Origin of the sequence: Acinetobacter sp. IRS14 (assembly GCF_034650275.1) — a bacterium.
Lineage (GTDB): Bacteria > Pseudomonadota > Gammaproteobacteria > Pseudomonadales > Moraxellaceae > Acinetobacter > Acinetobacter oleivorans.
The window spans coordinates 1-13,769 of sequence record NZ_JAOVFN010000010.1; the positions used below are offsets into that span (position 1 = coordinate 1).

General features: G+C 32.8%; 11 protein-coding genes. 5 read left to right on the forward strand and 6 right to left on the reverse strand.

Annotated features, from left to right (window positions below; genetic code table 11):
- The first annotated feature begins 388 nt into the window (after positions 1–388).
- The gene (gene posA, locus ODQ17_RS10920) at positions 389–4,387 is read left to right on the forward strand and encodes a delta-poly-L-ornithine synthetase PosA (protein ID WP_322903583.1); all 3,999 of its coding nucleotides are present in this window, start codon (positions 389–391) and stop codon (positions 4,385–4,387) included.
- 466 nt (positions 4,388–4,853) lie between these two features.
- Positions 4,854–5,732: a MetQ/NlpA family ABC transporter substrate-binding protein gene (locus ODQ17_RS10925; RefSeq protein WP_005307722.1), complete on the forward strand. Its 879-nt coding sequence runs from the start codon at positions 4,854–4,856 to the stop codon at positions 5,730–5,732.
- Positions 5,733–5,940: 208 nt separating this feature from the next.
- On the opposite strand, the gene ODQ17_RS10930 is transcribed toward ODQ17_RS10925, so the two are convergent.
- Positions 5,941–6,684 carry a TSUP family transporter gene (locus ODQ17_RS10930; protein ID WP_322903742.1) on the reverse strand — a complete coding sequence of 248 codons (744 nt, stop codon included), beginning with the start codon at positions 6,682–6,684 and terminating at the stop codon, positions 5,941–5,943.
- A gap of 43 nt (positions 6,685–6,727) precedes the next feature.
- A complete protein-coding gene (locus tag ODQ17_RS10935) occupies positions 6,728–7,792 on the reverse strand; it encodes a hypothetical protein (RefSeq protein WP_322903586.1) in 1,065 nt (354 codons plus the stop codon).
- A 314-nt stretch (positions 7,793–8,106) separates the two neighbouring features.
- On the opposite strand from ODQ17_RS10935, the gene ODQ17_RS10940 reads away from it, so the two are divergent.
- A complete protein-coding gene (locus ODQ17_RS10940) occupies positions 8,107–8,430 on the forward strand; it encodes a hypothetical protein (protein ID WP_322903588.1) in 324 nt (107 codons plus the stop codon).
- An 86-nt stretch (positions 8,431–8,516) separates the two neighbouring features.
- On the opposite strand, the gene ODQ17_RS10945 is transcribed toward ODQ17_RS10940, so the two are convergent.
- The 3 genes from ODQ17_RS10945 to ODQ17_RS10955 form a co-directional block, all read right to left on the reverse strand.
- Positions 8,517–8,939, reverse strand: a complete 423-nt coding sequence (locus tag ODQ17_RS10945; RefSeq protein ID WP_322903590.1) for a MerR family transcriptional regulator — start codon at positions 8,937–8,939, stop codon at positions 8,517–8,519.
- Between the two features lie 22 nt (positions 8,940–8,961).
- Positions 8,962–9,480: an SRPBCC domain-containing protein gene (locus ODQ17_RS10950; protein WP_322903592.1), complete on the reverse strand. Its 519-nt coding sequence runs from the start codon at positions 9,478–9,480 to the stop codon at positions 8,962–8,964.
- Between the two features lie 122 nt (positions 9,481–9,602).
- A complete protein-coding gene (locus ODQ17_RS10955) occupies positions 9,603–10,409 on the reverse strand; it encodes a hypothetical protein (RefSeq protein ID WP_322903594.1) in 807 nt (268 codons plus the stop codon).
- Between the two features lie 537 nt (positions 10,410–10,946).
- Between ODQ17_RS10955 and ODQ17_RS10960 the strand changes: the two genes are divergently transcribed.
- Complete coding sequence (locus ODQ17_RS10960; RefSeq protein WP_322903598.1) at positions 10,947–11,453, forward strand: hypothetical protein; 507 nt, start codon at positions 10,947–10,949, stop codon at positions 11,451–11,453.
- A 572-nt stretch (positions 11,454–12,025) separates the two neighbouring features.
- On the opposite strand, the gene ODQ17_RS10965 is transcribed toward ODQ17_RS10960, so the two are convergent.
- On the reverse strand, positions 12,026–12,508 hold the full coding sequence (locus ODQ17_RS10965; protein WP_322903600.1) for a hypothetical protein: 483 nt from the start codon (positions 12,506–12,508) through the stop codon (positions 12,026–12,028).
- A gap of 189 nt (positions 12,509–12,697) precedes the next feature.
- On the opposite strand from ODQ17_RS10965, the gene ODQ17_RS10970 reads away from it, so the two are divergent.
- Entirely contained in the window at positions 12,698–13,618 is a 921-nt protein-coding gene (locus tag ODQ17_RS10970; protein ID WP_322903602.1) for an aminoglycoside phosphotransferase family protein, read from the forward strand.
- The last annotated feature ends 151 nt before the right edge of the window (positions 13,619–13,769 follow it).

A 13,769-nucleotide genomic window follows, 5' to 3' on the forward strand; every position in this document is an offset into this window, starting at 1 on the left:
CCGACGAGGGTGTGAGTCCTCCGTGAGTTCGAATCTCACCGCTTCCGCCAAATTCTTAAAAAGCCCTTGTTAATGACGAGGGCTTTTTTTTATGCCTGTTATTTTATTGCTCTGCTTATATCAATTTTGAATAACGCTATTTAATTTTTATAAAAATATGTGCTTATATTTTTTCTTATTGTCATCTTAGTTTGATTTATAAGTAATAAAAATCGATTGTTCTTCTCATTTAATAGTTCACTCTCCATTCTTAAAATAAAAACTTTAATCTTCATTTAAGTTCAACTCTTTAATTTATTACATAGCAATTGATTTCTTTAATAGGTCAGAAAAACTCAAACGTGACTTTATTTTAGTTAAATCAAAAAATTAAAGTGAGTTATAAAAAATGAACCAATTCGTAACAAGTTCGAAGAATATTATTCGTGGTAAATTTCACCCCGAATTTTTGCAAGATGAAGTACTCGCGGATATTTTTATTCAAACTGCTCAAAATCTCTCAGATAAAACAGCTTTAATTGAAGCAAATAAAACGTTGACGTATGGGGAGTTATATCAGCAAGCCTTAATTATGGCTCAACATTTGACGATAAGAGGGGTAAAGCCAGGTCATATTGTTGGGTTATGGGTACCTCGTGGTATTGAACTTTTAAAAGCCCAATTGGCGATTTGTTTGAGTGGCGCAGCTTGGCTTCCTTTTGATATGGATACGCCAGCCGACCGTATTGCGGTTTGTCTTGAAGATGCTGAAGCTGTTGGGATGATTACTACCGATGAATGGTATGAACACTTAGCTGAAGTGCCACAAACAAAATGGACAAATACTGAACTTCAAAAGCCACTCAGTGAAAATATTCCTTTAGCTAGAACGACCTCCGATCAACCTGCGTATATTATTTATACGTCAGGCTCAACAGGGAAGCCGAAAGGGATTGTAATTACTCAAAAAAATATTTGTCACTTTCTGCGTAGTGAAAATAATATTTTAGATATTCAAGAGCAAGATAAAGTCTATCAAGGCTTTTCTGTCGCTTTTGATATGTCATTTGAAGAAATCTGGCTGTCTTATTTGGTTGGTGCAACTTTGTGGATTGCACCTAAGTCGCTTGTCAGTGACCCTGAACGTTTATGCCAAACATTAAAGCAGGAACAAATTACTGTATTACATGCTGTTCCAACCTTACTGGCTTTGTTCCCTGAAGATGTACCTAATTTAAGAATTATTAACTTAGGTGGGGAAATGTGTCCAGACTCACTGGTGGACCGTTGGGCATTACCTCACCATCAAATGTTTAATACCTATGGCCCAACTGAGACTACGGTTACTGCAAGCCTTGAGTCGTTAGAACGTGGTAAACCCGTCACGATTGGTAAACCTCTACCAAACTATGGCATGTTGGTCATTAATGCTGAAAGAGAATTATTGCCTCAAGGTGAAACAGGCGAGCTGTGTATTTTCGGTCCGAGTGTGGCACCAGGTTATTTAGGCAGACCTGATTTAACGGCTGATAAGTTTATTGAAAACCCTTGGGCAATGAGTGCGGATGAAGAGTTACTTTACCGTACTGGTGATTTGGCAAAAATTGATGAATTTGGTCAAGTCCATTGCTTAGGTCGTGCTGATGATCAGGTGAAAATTCGTGGTTTCCGTGTTGAACTCGGTGAAATTGAAGCGGCGCTTTGTGATATTGACGGCATTGGTACCGCAGCGGTAATTTTGCGTCAAGAAGACGGAATTGATCAGCTGATTGCTTTTATTGCAGCTGAGCTTGATGCCAAACAGCCCATAGAAATTAAGCAACTTCGTCATACTCTAGCTCAACGTTTACCACCTTATATGGTGCCGAATCGTTTTGAGATTATTGAAGAAGTACCGCGTTTATTATCTGGAAAAATTGACCGTAAAGCGTTAAAAGTAAGACCGCTTACGAGTGTGATTGACCGCAGTGAATCTGATCAGCCGCAAAATCCAGCCGAAGAAATTTTATTTGAAATTTTGAACCGCCTGTTTCCGAACATGTCGATTAAACTAGATTCGGATTTCTTTGATGATTTAGGTGGTCATTCGCTGTTAGCAGCCGTTTTAATTTCAAACCTGCGTGAACATCAAGAATATAGCCATCTTACAATTCAAAGCTTATATCAAGCGAGAAGAGTGGGGGCAATTGCTGCTTTAATGTTGGAACAGCCAGAACCAACATTATTTGATAGTCAGATTGGGCAAGACAACCCGCGTAATCAAACTTATAAATGGTTATGTGGTATTGCGCAGCTTGCGACCATTCCAGTTTTAATTTCGATTAATATTTTGCAGTGGTTGGCACCATTCTTTACCTATCACTATTTTACAGGTGGAACTCGAGACAGCATTCCATATGCAATCGCGTTGTCTCTATTGGTTTATATCAGCGTTATTATTAGTAGTTTTGTACTTTCAATTACGGTGAAACGATTATTAATGCTGGGCATTGGTGCAGGACGTTATCCACTTTGGGGAATGACGTATTTCCGTTGGTGGTTAGCAGACCGTATTAGTAATATTTCACCAGTTTATTTATTGTCAGGTTCAACTTTACTTAACCTCTATTTAAAAGCACTCGGCGCAAAAATTGGACATGATGTCACCATTAGTTCAGTTCATATTCGCATGCCATCTTTATTAACTGTTGAAGATGGTGTGAGTATTGGCTCTCAAGTGAATTTAGAAAATGCCAAAGTCGAACATGGACATTTGGTGTTGGGTTCAATTCATCTTAAAGAAGATAGTTATGTAGGGTCATATGCTGTATTAGAAGAAAATACAGTGTTAGAAAAACAAGCTCATGTAAATGCTTTAACTTCAATTGAATATGACACGGTTGTACCGGCAGGAGAAATTTGGGATGGTACGCCAGCTAAGAAAATAGGGCATGTAGATGAACACGCTAAAATGCCAGAACGTCCTAAATTATCGTTTATTCGTAAGATTGCTGAATATGGATATTATGGTGTTAGTGCGTTAATCATTGCTTGTCTGTTCTTTATTCCAATTTTCCCAAGTTTCCTTTTGGTCGATTGGTTAGATGTAAACGTATTTAATATCAATCCGAATAACCACCTGCAAATCGCACTTTATTATTTTGCTTTAGCGATTCCAGCGAGTGCAATGATGATGATGATTACTGCTGTCATTTCTTCAGCAATACGCAAAATTGCATTGCCTCGTCTTGAGACTGGAACCTACGCTGTTCATGGCAGCACCTATTATCGTAAATGGTTTGCATCTCAAATTTTAGAAACAAGCTTACAAACATTGCACGGCCTGTTTGCTACGATTTATGCACCTACATGGTTCCGTATGTTAGGGGCGAAAGTAGGTAAAAATACCGAAATTTCTACCGCAAATGGTGTTATTCCTGAAATGCTGACTTTGGGAGAAGAAAGCTTTATTGCCGATGCGGTAATGTTGGGTGATGAAGAGATCAAAGGCGGTTGGATGACATTAAAATCGACCAAAATCGGTAACCGTAGCTTTGTCGGAAACAGTGCTTATATTGCTGATGGAACTGTTTTACCAGATAACGTTTTAATTGGCGTACAGTCAAAAACACCAGATAACCTTGAAATGTATGATGGTCAAACTTGGTTTGGTTCGCCGCCATTATTATTGCCTGCACGTGAAGCTGCTGAAAAATATCCTGACCACTTAACGTTTAAACCAAGCTTCAAGCGCCGTTTCATGCGTGGTTTTATTGAAGGACTTCGCGTTGTATTGCCAGCCGCGCTCGCAATTGGTGTGGGTTATATGATTGTGCTTGAAGTTATCGATGTTATTAATAAATACAACATCCCAACTGGTTTATTGGCTTTAACGCTTGCTGGTTTACTCTATGGTGTTGGCTGTTTCATTATTGTTGCATTGATGAAGTGGACTTTAATTGGTCGTTATCAACCACGTTCAGCGCCAATGTGGACCATGTTTGTGTGGTTAAGTGAAGGGATTACCAGCTTATATGAATCAGTTGCGATTCCTAACTTCTTAAACTACTTAAGAGGAACGCCAATGCTGCCATTCTTCTTACGTATTTTGGGTGTTCAAATTGGTAAAGATGTTTACATGGATACGGCTGATATCACTGAGTTCGACTGTGTAAGCATTGGTGACCGTGCAGAGTTTAATAGCTTCTCAGGCCCACAAACCCACTTGTTTGAAGATCGTATTATGAAAATTGGACAAGTCAATATTGGAAATGATGTGGTTGTAAATTCACGTAGTATTATTTTATATAACGCCAACGTTAACCATCATGCAGTGTTAGGACCTTTAACTTTGGTGATGAAAGGTGAAAATATTCCTGCTAAATCTGCGTGGATTGGCTCACCAGCTGTGCCTTGGGTTCATAAGTAATTAAAACTGGGCTTAACTAACTAATTTAAAAAGCCTTTGTGAAAACAGGGGCTTTTTTTATGCATACGGCATAAATTACAGTCATAGTTAGCTTAAATATTGCTAACAAATCCTGAAAATTTCATATAAATCAAACAAGTACACATTTTAATCAAAACTGTTTTATTTATATAATATATTTTTTATTATCAGTGCCTTACCAAGAGCGCATATATATATCAAAATCGAACAAGTTATTTGTAGAATATTCACTTATTGATATATGATGATCCAATATTTAGAAACTGATTCAAAACATAATTCTGTTGTTCAGCGAGCAAGATCAAGGAAGAAATAAGGCTGAATTCAGGCTTCTAAACCCTTATATATCTGGAATTACTTCCAGCCAAATATTGCATTTCGACCCAATGGTTGGGAATGCCTCGCTCTTTTGTAGAGTAAGCATTTCCTATTTTAGGATGTATCTATGAAAAAATTATTTAGTGTCCTGTTCAGTGCATCTGTACTCACACTGACTGCATGTAATAAACAACCTGCACAAACTGAAAATTCAGCACCAGCTAAAGACAAAACTGAGTCAGTACGCACAATTAAACTTGTTTCAACAGGTTCAGACACTGACGTATGGAAATATGTTGCAACGCTTCCTGAAACTAAAGAAGCGGGCATTAAACTCGAAGTGACTAACTTGACTGACTACGTTGTGTTGAACACATCTGTAGCAAGTGGCGAACAAGATGTAAACGCGTTCCAGTCATTTAACTATTTAGCAGCTTACAACGCTTCAAATACAGCTAAAGTTGCTGCTGTTGCGACAACTTATTTGGAACCAATGGGTCTTTATGCAAATAAAGTTAAAACTGTTGATGAGTTCCCACAAGGCGCTACAATCGCGATTCCAAACGATACTGCTAACGAAGCGCGTGCATTAACATTATTACAGTCTGCTAAACTTATTAAACTTAAACCAGACTTTGACCCTGTAAAAGGGACAACGAATGACATCGCTGAAAACCCTAAAGGTTTAAAATTAAAACCAATTCAAATGACAACAGCAGTTCGTGTTAAAAACGACGTAGATGCAATTGTATTGGGTAATACATTAGCACTTGAAGGCGGTTTAAACGTACTGAAAGATTCTATCTTCCGTGAACCTATTGACCAGTCTACAAAGCTTTATGTGAACTTATTAGGTGTGGCTGAAGCGAATAAAAATGACCCGATCTATACGAAATTGGGTGAACTTTACCACTTACCTAAAGTACAAAAGTTTGTGAGCGAAAAATTTGCGGGTACAAAAGTTGAAGTTAACAAACCTGTTTCTGAGTTTACTGACATCAAATAAGTAATTTTTTTAATTTAAAATTATTTTAAAGCTAAGCCTCAGTAATCGGGGCTTAGCTTTTTTATTTAGAGCTTTTGAAAATTCTAAAAGCCTCTGTGCAATCAGGGGCTTTTTTTATAGTGTATATCTTGTTTCAGGACGAGTTCTTAACACATGTAAGAGCCATCAAAAAATACACTATTAAGATAAAAATATGTAATTAAATAAATTAAAAGAAATGGCTAAAATATATAAAAATTGGATTTTTGTGATCCAATAATAATTTTAGAGCCATACACAAACTTATCAGTATTAGCAAAGGTTTAATTACTCTTGATCCGAATCTTACTGCAAATTTTGCTCCAATCGAAGCACCAATAAAGGCTCCACAAGCCATTACTAAAGCTATTGGAAAAATCACATATCCTTTAATGATAAAGATAGATAAAGAACCAAGGTTACATGCCACATTTGCTAACTTGGTATAAGATAAAGCACTTACCAACTTAAAACCTAATAATAGTACAAAGGCAACGATGAAAAATGAACCGACTCCAGGACCAAAAACTCCATCATAAAACCCTAGTAACGGTGCTACTAGAAGTGCAAATAGAAAATAAGGAATAAGTGGTTTTTTATCTACATCACTTAGTTTTGGAGAAAAAATAAAATATAAGGCTACTAAAATTAAAAGTATTGGAACAATAGTTAAAAGTACATTTTTAGGCATGAGGGTAACTGAAAGTGCCCCTAGTGTTCCACCTAAAAAAGACATACAAGCAATAGGGATTGCTTTACGCCATTCGATTAGTCCTTTTCTTGCAAAACTAATAGTTGCTGAAAGTGTAGCAGAAGCAGCTTGTAATTTATTGGTCGCTATTGCAGATACAGGAGGGACACCTGATAAGAGCAGTGCAGGTAAAGTTATTAAGCCACCCCCACCTGCAATAGCATCAATAAATCCTGCTACCATAGCCACTAAGCCTAAGATAAGTAGGAGTTCAAGATTCAATTTATTAGCCTTTAACAATAAGAGGATTTTTTTGCAATACAATATAATCAAGATTTTTTCTATAACCAAATAAACGAACTAATGTTCTTCGGTTATCTTTAATAATATCTCGACAATGCAAGCACAGACTATTATTAATAATTAAAACTGTATTAGGATTTAAATTAATTGAATCAACAATACTATTTTGTCGAACAATTGATTCAAATTTATAAAAAGCATTTTTAATTTTTATAGAGGCATTCTCATTCGGAGTGAATCTATACGAATTGTACTTCATGGCTTTATAGCCATATTTATCTACTTCTAGGATAGAAACATTTTCACCTCCAGATCCTTGGCCCTCATTAAATGTTTCACTTCTTGTAAAATTAAAGCTTTCTGTTGTTAAAGCCAGTGTTTCTTCAAGAGTTAATTGACTTAATACTCTTGATATTGGAATTAAACTAGTAGGTTCATTTAAAGGATTCCATCGTCCTGTTAAAATTAAGGAAGAAGGAGCTGGTGAATGATTATTAACAACTTTTGTAACTGTATGGTATGGGGCTTCGGTATGTGCAGTTAACTCTATACCTGAATGTGAACTTTTATCAGGATTTTCATTCTCGATCTTTGTAATTCCACCGCCTTTTAAGTTTGCAACAACTCTAACAATTTTACCTAAATTATCAATATCAAATGCAAAAGCATCTTCCTCAAGAAGTGCCAATATTATTTGTTCAGAAGAAGCTAATGTTAATATATCTATATCTTTTTCGAGTATTTCAAGGGATGGTAGATGAGTTGATTGGGTAATATCGATTTTAGTACGATCTAATTTTCTAATATTTAGACCTTCAAGTACTAAGTAAGGTATTTCTCTACGAATGTATTTTTCTATAATACTTTTTTCGTATGAATTTAATTTTGCGTTGAGTATTTCCTTAAAAGCTGGAATCTTTTCTTGAACATATAAAGAATCTGGACCTCCTAATAATGCTAACTCATATGACATTTCACTAATTAAATGAGAAACCTCGGAAGAAAGATGAAGATGATACGTTTCTAAGTTCTTAACTATTTGATTCATGGCTAATTTATTGTGGTCAAAAAAACAGCTACAGACTAGTCTGTATCTTTTGAAAAATCAATATTTTTTTTAATATTATGATTTTTTATATTTTTTAGGAGAGGGTGACCTTTATTTTTTCAATGATTAAATTAAAGTTAGAATTTCATATAGCTCTTTCCAATAATTTATATATTTAGTGGAAATAATTTAACTGTTGAATAAATGATCATGTTAAGTTAATGGAATACTCAAAAGAAAAAATAATAAAAGCCTTATTACTGTCTCTTTTACCATTGATTTTTTTGCGGCATTGATGTTTTGGATAATAATTCATGATAAAAATATTATATTTTAATTGCTTAGCAATTATTTTGACTTATATGTCTTTACTATATCAAAAATATATATTAGTTGACCGCATAGTCGTAGATAAGCTTGAAAAAGTCAAAGTCATGGCTGGGGGATTTCCTTTACAATTCTTAATAGATGGTGAAACTTCTCCGGTTGGTAGTATAAGTATCGATCCTATATTTATTCTTATTGGCATGGATCAGTTTGTTTTTCTCAATTTTTTTATTGATTATTTACTTTGGATAAGTGTTTTATTTACTTTTTACATGATTATGAAAAATTACAAGACTAAATATTCTTCCTAAAATTAAGATAATACCCCTTATACGAAAAGAGTTGACTATCTATAGAGATAAGTCTACATATAAAAATGAAAATTTTAAGAGTATTTTTAAGTTTGATTTCTTGAAAGCTTATACAGGTTTTCAATCATCTCTTGAATTATGTCCTGATTTTTAACAAAAGAATTATCTTTAATATGCTTTTTAACATCTTGAAGAGTATCTTTTCCGTATTCTAACAACTTAATTTGCTGACTAATCACCTCTATTTTTTTATCAATCAATTGATTGGAAATAATGTTGCATTCTTCAGAAGGAGGCTTTGTCTCAAGTTCAATGAGTTGTTTAATCTCTTCAAGCGTAAACCCAATATTTTTTAAGCATATAATTAACTTAACTTTTTGTTCATGTATTTCCTGATAATGTCTATATCCATTTGTTAATCGATCGGGAATCAATACTTCACATTTTTCATAAAAGCGTAAAGTATCTAACGATAGAACATATTTTTTTGAAAATTGACTAATATTCATTCAACAACCTTTATTGTTTTACCTAGGATATTTTACAGATATCTTTTTTAACATTCTGATCTTCAATATATTTTTTGAAAGACTTATTCATTCTATCAAAATTGAACTTTGTAGGCTGAATAACAAAGTAATTTAAAATAGGTACAAGCAGCCCATTAAAATCTTCCGCTTGAACTAATTGAGTTGTATTGGCATCAATTTTAGTTAAAATAAATTGATGTCGACCATTAAACAATCCATTTATATATAATTTACCTTCCCACTCTAAGTGATATTTCTCAAGTTTTTTTATTACTGGTCGCATTGTAAATTGCACTTTCTTATTTTCATCATATAAATCTACACTAATTTGTTGACCTACATGGGTGGGAAATCTATCAATACCAAATAAAGTATTCCATTTCAGATACGATGATGTGCATGTGAAAGCTTCCCAAACATAATTTATTGGTTGATTTATAACAATCTTTGTTTCGATTCTTTTATGATGAAATAAAAGAATGAACACAGAAAATACAACGATAGTGAAAACTACTTTCATCAAATAGTACCTTTATTGCTAAATACTATAATGATTCTAAGGTTGGAGTTTGCTCTAAGCTCAAGTAAAATTTTTACCTAAATGTTAAATTGGGTTGTATCTAGTAAAAATTAGGAGTCAGTTCATTTATGCACATTCCAAGCTTTTAATAAACGCCAGATATTTTTATCTACCTTTTTCCAATCTTTTAATGATTCGTAAGGTATTGTCCATCTTATACTTATATTTGGATATAGAGGTGTTTCAACTTCTGTAGTCACAACAATTTGATTATTTCTCTCATGTTGTTTAGCAATTGTCATTAAAAATTCAGAATGGTAGGGGTCTGATGCATTTCCTATACAATGATAAAAACGAGAAATATGAGCTTTCAAATTCTTAAGTGAGTAACATTCTAAGTCAAATTTTTTGAATAAATCTTCATCTTTAATAACTTCTTGAGATGTAAAATAATTTATCCACTCTCGTGGTGTTTTTTTATATCTCAAATATATTGGATCAGCTGTACTAAAATTTTTTACTAATACTTTTACTTGGTTTTGATGACTTATATCATAGAAATTATTAATTTCTATATTTTTAGCATTATTCAAAAGTAAGTTAAACTGCATAGGGTTTTCAGGATCTGTAACATTTTCGATTGTATTATTTTTACTTTGAGTTTTTATTTTAGGAGTAAAATTAATAGGAAACTGACCAAGAAAAGGGCTCTTCAAAACAGTACCTTGCGCAATATTATTTTTATCTCCTACAACTGTTTTTATAGTTAAATCCGAAGAAATACCCCAAATGACTAAATCCCCTTGTTTCGATATGTCTTTATAATATTTGATATTAGATTTTTCAGATGAATGTTGAGATGCTGTTTTTGATGAATCAGTACATCTGAATATAGCAGTACATAGTATTAGAATAAGTATAATTTTCATGAAGTCCTTTAAAAATTTAACTATAGATACAAGAAAATAAATTTTATCAGATTATTTAGTTCATAAAAGCCTAGCTTTTTTTTGTTGGTGCATAAAAGTTGAACCTGAAAATTAAATTTTATCACTTTAGAGAATAGAGCCGATTAAAAGCTAATCTATAACTCTATACAATAGTTTATTTAAATAACTATTTAATTGGAATTTATTTTTTATTTATAAAACAGATTATATTAAATAAATGTGCTCTACGATGAAAAAATTTAATATATCCTTATACAATTCTAATCATTTTCGAAAATTTATGTAGGATACAGTCATTCATATTTCTATTTTTGATTATATTTCTTTAGGATCTCATCACACTCTTCATTTGTAGATAATGAACGTGATAAATCAAATTTATGCCAACTATTACATATAAGGATAGGCCAGTATAGGTAAAAATAACTGCGTAAGCGTGAAATTATTGATGCTAACTTTTTATATTAATATATATAATAGCAATATGATAGTTGAATATATAAGAATATCAAGTTAATGAAATACTCAAGTGAACAAATTAAAAAAGCTTTATTGCTTACTCCATTGCCATTACTTTTATGGCATTTCTTTTTTAAATTCATGAATGTGGATATAGTCAAGTTTAACTTAGATCACATTTTTGCTTTTTTTCTTGGTATTGTAAGTTATAGCCTTGTTTATCTAACTTATTGTATTTTGACTGTACCTTTTAGCTTTGTTTTTTCCATTCTTTTAAATCATTATAATTATCTTAATGTGTGGACTATCTGTATTAGTTCGATAGTTATAACCTCGCTATTTTTCTTTTTCTTAGGATGGTTTTGTACAGGAGAAATTTCTCCAAAAATAAATTATATGGAATCTATGGAGGGAGAAGCACCTCTAAAATGGTGGATGATGTACACCGATATATCTTTTATTATTTTTATATTATTTCCTGGTCTATGTTATTGGAGATTTTTAATTTTTCTTCAAAAGAGACAATCAAAGATTATTAGAAATCGCTTGTCAAACTATTTCTAAAATTAACATACTGCACCTGATAAAAAATCTCTCTAGCTTAAAAAACAGCCTATCATCAATAGGCTGTTTTGATTTACCGTCCTTCAAACAATGGCATAACTAAATAGATAGGACAGGTACTAAATGATTTAGAGCATGAATTGGAAAATTATTAGAAAAATATGATCCAGCTTCCTTAAGGGAGTTTAATTTCTAAGAGTAGTCAGACTATGAAATAAGCTCAAATTGTAATGAAAGATTCTATCTTCCATAAGCCATGTGCTCCCCAATCACCATCTATTCCTCAATTATTAGATTTACGGCCATAGGTAGCTGCTACACCAAAGCCTAAACTGGAAAGCAAGAAACAAGCTAAAGAAAGTTTTAGGGAGTTAAACCTTGAAAGTAAAGGGATTAATATGGTTGCAACAATCGTCATAACAAAGGCGGTGATGATATGCTTCTAGTTATCCATAACTTCTCATTAAATTTTATTGTTTATAGCGTGTAGGAGAAAACACTCTCCTACATATCGTTATATTTTATCTTGTATTAGTGGTGGAATTATAACAAATGGCTGGATAAAAAAAATTCTAAGGCATAGAAATAGGAGTATATTTTCCTATAGGAAAATTCCATTTTGTTAAATAAGTAGTATAGCTACACCAGTCCTCATAGCTAGATAATTTTACTTCTAGCCCCATTCCATCTTTCTCACAGCGATAGACAGCCCAAGCCATATTTCTAGATTTATCAAATTTTAGTTCAACAAGCTTTGCTTCACTAAAACAATTTTTTAAAGGAATCTGTAAAAGTCCATATCCTGATTGATCTTCATGAAACATATTAAGTTTTCTAGCTTCTAATAATTCTTCTTTTAATTCAGGGTATCGAATTACTGAGTAAGCGGTAGGGAAGCAATTTCTTCCTGGGCCACCATTGGGTGAGTTTTTCATTCTTTCTCCCCAATTGAGAACAAATTCTTTTGGAGATATCTCAGATTCTTTTTTATTAATGAAATAAATAGCTGTAAGTGCTACAAGTACACTACTCAATACGAATAAGATTATCTTCACCTACTTTGACCTTATCTTTATAATTTAAAATTTTCCTGAAATACAAATACAGTTTATATGAAATATGGCTTAGCTTTTGTTTATTTAGAGCTTTCGAAGTTCTAATAGTCCTTATAAAACAGGGCCTCTCATGTATTCATTATCATATAATGAATGGAGTTTATAACTTTATATTTTTAATAAAATATTATGAAAAATTTAGATGGCTTACTTAAACGAATTCAAGCAGAAAAATTGAGTTTAGTTACTCACAGAGATGGAGCTACTGTATACAAAGCACAAACTACTCAAGGAGAGGTCTTTGTAAAGGCGTATACACGAAAAGTAGATAATGATAGATATTGTGAAATATTGAATGAGCTTAAGGCATTTTCCCTAGGCCCAAAATTATTAAATAAATTTGAATGGGAAAATTATTCTATTGTTGTAATGAGTGCTTTAGAAGGACAGTCAGTAAACAATATTTTAAAAAATTGCTCGAGAACAGAAAAATTATTATTGTTAAAATCCGCTGGATCATCTCTAGGAATTTTTCATCGAGCGATTAATTCTTGTCGTTTACTTGAGATGAATTTCTGGAAGGGACGAGATAATTCTTCTGAAGATCCAACTTTATGGAGCGAACATCTAAAATTAATGACATCAAAGTGGATGTCCCGTATTGATCCCTCAAAAGCTGACTATCAAGAATTTAGTTATGAATTGAATGTATTGCTTTCATATTGCAAAGATTTACGAGAACCAAAGCAGTTAAGTCTTTTGCATTGTGACTATATTGGTCGGAACCTTCTTGCAGCTAGCAATAATAAAATCTCTGGTGTTTTAGATTTTGAGGCTGCTCGTATTGGAGATGCGGTTTATGATCTAGCGAAGATGGTTTGGGTAGATATAGATTTCTCTGATTTAGAATTAAGAAATTCATTTCTACGAGGTTGGGAAATGACTTATGGAGAAGAAGTTCCTCAAAGGGAGTTCTTATGCTATGTCGGTATTCAATGTCTTGCAGCAATAGCATGGACAGATAAAAATAAGTCTATGGATGGTAATACTATATTTAGGGCTTCAGCCGTTAAGACATTAAAAATAGTACTAGAAGAGTTACAGATGTAGTTTTAATAAATTTTTAGTTTCATAAATAAATATTGCTGATCTTTGGTAAGTAATCTTATTTTTATTTAATAGCTATTATTTTGATTTTAGAACAACATCTATCTAATAAATTACTATAGAGTTTAATCTATTGTCTCTTTATCTGAAAAAT

Bases quoted from the DNA above. Each gene is read 5' to 3' on its own strand.
- posA (WP_322903583.1), top strand. From the start codon at position 389: ATGAACCAATTCGTAACAAGTTCGAAGAATATTATTCGTGGTAAATTT.
- ODQ17_RS10925 (WP_005307722.1), top strand. From the start codon at position 4,854: ATGAAAAAATTATTTAGTGTCCTGTTCAGTGCATCTGTACTCACACTG.
- ODQ17_RS10930 (WP_322903742.1), bottom strand. From the start codon at position 6,684: ATGGTAGCAGGATTTATTGATGCTATTGCAGGTGGGGGTGGCTTAATA.
- ODQ17_RS10935 (WP_322903586.1), bottom strand. From the start codon at position 7,792: ATGAATCAAATAGTTAAGAACTTAGAAACGTATCATCTTCATCTTTCT.
- ODQ17_RS10940 (WP_322903588.1), top strand. From the start codon at position 8,107: ATGATAAAAATATTATATTTTAATTGCTTAGCAATTATTTTGACTTAT.
- ODQ17_RS10945 (WP_322903590.1), bottom strand. From the start codon at position 8,939: ATGAATATTAGTCAATTTTCAAAAAAATATGTTCTATCGTTAGATACT.
- ODQ17_RS10950 (WP_322903592.1), bottom strand. From the start codon at position 9,480: ATGAAAGTAGTTTTCACTATCGTTGTATTTTCTGTGTTCATTCTTTTA.
- ODQ17_RS10955 (WP_322903594.1), bottom strand. From the start codon at position 10,409: ATGAAAATTATACTTATTCTAATACTATGTACTGCTATATTCAGATGT.
- ODQ17_RS10960 (WP_322903598.1), top strand. From the start codon at position 10,947: ATGAAATACTCAAGTGAACAAATTAAAAAAGCTTTATTGCTTACTCCA.
- ODQ17_RS10970 (WP_322903602.1), top strand. From the start codon at position 12,698: ATGAAAAATTTAGATGGCTTACTTAAACGAATTCAAGCAGAAAAATTG.